Genomic DNA, 2,253 nt, shown 5'->3' with positions numbered 1-2,253 from the left:
TTTTGCTTTTAATTGTGGTTTATTGAAAAAAAATTGAAATTTTGATTACAAAAGGCCGAAATTTATTTTAATACTATTTTAACAAAACTGTTTATTACATACTGAAACTATTGGAACTGAAATTTTTGGAAATTTAATGAAGAAAACTTAAATGGACGATTCTGTGAAGTGAACTTAAGAGATCATCGCCTTAGTCGACTTCCTCGATGGTTGGTCCTTGATTTCTGTTGTTAAATCCTCCGGCTTGTTGACCGCAGCTTCCTCCAGGCATTCCTCCGCCATAGGGATTGCCACCAGGTTGTCCTGCCCCATGTAGCCTAGCCATGATCGGACTGCAGAGCTGGGTAAGTTGTTTCTGTTTATCTTCATATTCTTCTTTTTCTGCTAAGGTGTTGGAGTCCAACCATTTCAAGCAACTGTCACACTCTCGTTCGACTGTGGCTTTATCATCAGGGCTAATTTTGTCACCACAATCGCTAACAGCTTGTTTCAAGTTAAAGATGTAGCTCTCGAGTTGGTTTCGAGCTGATATTTTCTCCCGTTGTTTTTCATCTTCTTCGCGGTACTTTTCTGCTTCAGATACCATTCTATCGATGTCTTTCTGTGATAAGCGGCCTTTGTCGTTTTTGATCGTAATGTTCTTAGAATTTCCAGAGCTAGTATCTTTTGCAGAAACGTTTAAGATACCGTTGGCATCCATGTCAAATGTAACTTCGATTTTCGGTACACCACGGGGCGCTGGTGGAATTCCCGTTAGGTCGAAGGTACCAAGTAAATTGTTATCTTTGGTCATTGCACGTTCACCTTCAAACACCTGGATGGTAACGGCAGGCTGGTTGTCAGAGTAGGTGGTGAATGTTTGAGTTTGTTTGCATGGAATGCGTGAGTTACGTTCAATGATCTTCGTCATGACTCCACCGGCGGTTTCGATACCCAGCGATAGAGGAGCAACATCGACCAAGAGGACGTCTTGAATCTTGTCACTGGTGTCACCCGTTAGTACAGCAGCTTGCACTGCAGCACCATAAGCAACAGCTTCATCTGGGTTGATGGAAAGATTCAGCTGCTTGCCACAGAAGAAGTTCTGCAACAAGCTTTGAATTTTAGGGATACGTGTAGAACCGCCAACCAGAACCACGTCGTGGATCATCGCTTTGTCCATTTTTGCGTCTGCTAAAGCCTTTTCCACTGGATGGAGGGTGCTGCGGAATAGATCAGAGCACAATTCTTCAAATCGGGCTCGTGAGATCTTGGTGTAAAAGTCTATGCCATCAAACAGAGCATCGATTTCGATGGTAGCTTCGGTGCTGGATGACAATGTGCGTTTCGCCCGTTCTGCCGCTGTTCTCAGTCTTCTGATTGCTCTGGCATTTGTACGTAGATCTTTCTTGTATTTGCGTTTGAATTCTTCTACGAAGTGATTGACTAGTCTGTTGTCAAAATCTTCACCACCTAAGTGAGTATCACCGGCGGTGGCTTTGACTTCGAACAACGATCCTTCGTCTATCGTTAAGATTGACACATCGAAGGTACCGCCACCCAGGTCAAATATTAATACGTTCTTTTCGCCTTTGAGATTCTTGTCTAAACCATAGGCGAGTGCGGCAGCCGTTGGTTCGTTGATTATCCTAAGTACGTTGAGGCCTGCGATGACTCCTGCATCTTTTGTGGCTTGTCTTTGTGAATCGTTGAAGTATGCAGGTACTGTGATAACTGCGTCTCGTACTGAGCCACCTAAATATGCTTCTGCTGTTTCTTTCATTTTTGTTAATACCATTGAACTGATTTCTTCAGGTGCAAATCGTTTGGTTTCACCTTTGTATTCTACTTCGATCTTTGGTTTGCCACTTACGTTAACTACTTTGAAGGGCCAATGTTTCATATCTTCTTGGATTTTAGGATCGTCATATTTTCTACCTATCAGTCTTTTTGCATCAAATACTGTATTGGATGGATTTAATGCTACCTGGTTCTTGGCGGCATCTCCAATAAGTCTTTCTGTATCGGTGAAGGCAACGTAGCTAGGTGTTGTGCGGTTGCCCTGGTCGTTGGCGATGATCTCGACCTTTCCTTGTTGCCACACACCCACGCAGGAGTATGTGGTTCCCAAGTCAATACCAATTGCTGGAACTTTCACCATTTTGATGCTTTGATAATTCACTTGTATCACTCAATAAATATATCACAATGAATCGCTTTGAGATAGCTCTCAAAAAGTCGCTTTGTATAACTTGTTTAAACTCTCGTGTATTC

General features: G+C 42.7%; 1 protein-coding gene. It reads right to left on the bottom strand.

The window, feature by feature from the left end:
• Positions 1-190: 190 nt before the first annotated feature.
• Entirely contained in the window at positions 191-2,161 is a 1,971-nt protein-coding gene (gene dnaK, locus EK369_RS22720) for a molecular chaperone DnaK (RefSeq protein WP_206198141.1), read from the bottom strand.
• Positions 2,162-2,253 lie beyond the last annotated feature (92 nt).

Source organism: Shimia sediminis, from assembly GCF_003990645.1.
Lineage (GTDB): Bacteria > Pseudomonadota > Alphaproteobacteria > Rhodobacterales > Rhodobacteraceae > Shimia > Shimia sediminis.
The sequence above is the reverse complement of the archived record's forward strand: the minus strand, read 5'-3'. Positions and strand labels throughout refer to the sequence as shown.